Origin of the sequence: Erythrobacter donghaensis (genome assembly GCF_001557325.1) — a bacterium.
In the GTDB taxonomy this organism is placed as follows: Bacteria; Pseudomonadota; Alphaproteobacteria; order Sphingomonadales; family Sphingomonadaceae; genus Erythrobacter; species Erythrobacter donghaensis_B.
On record NZ_LSJS01000322.1, the window covers coordinates 15001 to 17488 of the forward strand.

Consider the following 2488-nt stretch of genomic DNA (forward strand, 5'->3'; position numbering starts at 1 on the left):
GGTTCGAGATCGTTGTGCGCGCGCGCAGCCGGCTTGGCCAGCTGCTGATCACCGATGCAGAGGTCGAGGGCGTGCGCGCCACCGTCATCATCGATACCGGCGCGCAGGCGAGCCTCGGCAATCTCGCCCTGCGCGAGAAGATCCGCGCGCGCCGCGCGCAAGAAGTCATGACCACCGACGTCAACGGCGTCGGCATCCTCGGCGAGATCGCGGTGGTGCGCACGCTTTCGATCCAGGGCCTCTCGCTAACCGATGTACCGCTGACCTTCGCCGATGCCCCGTCCTTCGCGGAGCTGGGCCTCGAGGACCAGCCGGTGCTGTCGATCGGCATGCAGCACCTTGCGCTGTTCGACCGGGTGGCGATCGACTTCGCGCGCAGGCGGGTCGCCTTCGATGTCCCCGCCGACATCGCCCGCGCGATCCGCCAGGCGCAGCGCGGCGAGCTCTATCGCGCACGGTTCTGACCTCGCCCTGCTTGCGGGATGGCCCCGCGAGGCCCACATCCCGCTCCATGCCACCCGAAACCGCACCCGCCGCCGATCCCCACAAGAAGATTCGCGCGCGCGATGTGGAGGGTTGGGCGACGCTGAAGCGCTTCCTTCCCTATCTCTGGCCGAAGGATAACCCGGGCCTGCGCGCCCGCATCGCCATCGCGATGGGGCTGGTGCTGGCGGCCAAGGCGGTTACGCTCGCGCTGCCCTTTGCCTACAAGGGCGCGGTCGATGCGATGTCGGGCACCGCGCGCGAGGGGGTGACGGTCGCGCTTGCGCTGGTGGCGGCCTATGCGCTGGGGCGCTTCACCGCGGTCGCCTTCGACAATCTCAGGAACATCGCCTTCGAGCGGGTCGGCCAGATCGCGACGCTCCACCTTGCCGAGGACGTGTTCCACCGCCTCCATCGCCTCAGCCTCAGGTTCCACCTTGCGCGGCGCACCGGCGAGGTCACCAAGATCATCGAGCGCGGCACCAAGAGCATCGACCAGATGCTCTATTTCCTGCTCTTCAACATCGCGCCCACCATCATCGAGCTGATCGCGGTGGGCGTGATCTTCTATTTCAATTTCGGGATCGAACTGGTCGCGGCGACCGCGCTGACGGTGGTCGCCTATGTCTATGTCACCCGCGCGATCACCGAATGGCGCACCAAGCTGCGGCGCGAGATGAACGATCTCGACGGGCGCGCGCTGCACCGCGCGGTGGATTCGCTGCTCAATTACGAAACAGTGAAATATTTCGGCGCCGAGCACCGCGAGGAAGCCCGTTACTCGCAGGCCGCGCGTGCCTATGCCGAGGCGGCAATCAAGTCCGAGAATTCGGTCGGTCTGCTCAACATGGCGCAAGGCGCGATCACCAATGCGCTGGTCGCGGGCGCGATGGCCTATACCGTGTGGGGGTGGAGCACCGGCACGCTGACGGTGGGCGATCTGGTGCTGGTGAACACCTACCTGATCCAGCTGTTCCGCCCGCTCGACGTATTGGGCTGGGTCTATCGCACGATCCGTCAGGGCCTGATCGACATGGCCGAGATGTTCCGCCTGATCGACACCGACATCGAGGTGAAGGACAAGCCCGGCGCGCCTGCGCTGATCGTGAAGCGGCCCACCGTCGTGTTCGACAACGTCACCTTCGGCTATGATCCGGGGCGCACAATCCTCAACGGCCTCAGCTTCGAGGTGCCCGCTGGCTCAACCACCGCGATCGTCGGCCCCTCGGGCGCGGGCAAGAGCACGATCGGGCGGCTGCTGTTCCGCTTCTACGATCCGCTCTCGGGCAGGGTGCTGGTGGGGGGCGAGGATATCGCGAACGTCACGCAGGAGAGCGTGCGCGCCGCGATCGGCATAGTCCCGCAGGATTCGGTGCTGTTCAACGAGGACCTCGCCTATAACATCGCCTACGGGGCGGAGGGCGCGGACATGGCGAAGGTAGAGCAGGCCGCGCGCGATGCCGCGCTCACCCCGCTGATTGAGCGCCTGCCCGATCGCTTCGCCACGATGGTGGGCGAGCGCGGCCTCAAGCTCTCGGGCGGAGAGAAGCAGCGCGTCGCCATCGCCCGCACGCTGGTGAAGAACCCGCCGATCCTGCTGCTGGATGAAGCCACCAGCGCATTGGACACCCGCACCGAACAGGAGATCCTCGCGACCCTGCGCCGTATCGCCAAGGGCCGCACCACCATCGCGATTGCCCACCGCCTCTCGACCATCGCCGACGCGGACAACATCCTCGTGCTCGATCACGGTCGGCTGGTCGAGAGCGGCGACCATGCGGGGCTGATCGCGCGAGGCGGGCTCTACGCGGAGATGTGGAACCGCCAGGCAAGCGAGCGGCGCGAGGACGATCTTGCGGCCGAGGCGGCGGAATAGGCAGGGCGGATTGCCTGCCGGGCCTGCGGGCGTTACCTCTCTGGCCAAGCCCCTGTCCGGGGGCCGCCCATCTGCGAAGAGAGAAGCGATCCCATGCGCCACGCCCGTCTGCTTGCCCTGTTCCTCGCC

Annotated in this window: 2 protein-coding genes (1 of these 2 cut by a window edge); both read left to right on the forward strand. The window is 67.1% G+C overall.

The window, feature by feature from the left end:
- On the forward strand, positions 1 to 464 hold the 3' portion of the coding sequence (locus AX692_RS18485; RefSeq protein ID WP_073977198.1) for a retroviral-like aspartic protease family protein. Its footprint begins 508 nt before the window's first position; only the last 464 of its 972 coding nucleotides appear in the window; its start codon lies beyond the left edge, outside the window; it ends in the stop codon at positions 462 to 464.
- A 47-nt stretch (positions 465 to 511) separates the two neighbouring features.
- On the forward strand, positions 512 to 2359 hold the full coding sequence (locus AX692_RS18490; protein ID WP_073974892.1) for an ABCB family ABC transporter ATP-binding protein/permease: 1848 nt from the start codon (positions 512 to 514) through the stop codon (positions 2357 to 2359).
- The last annotated feature ends 129 nt before the right edge of the window (positions 2360 to 2488 follow it).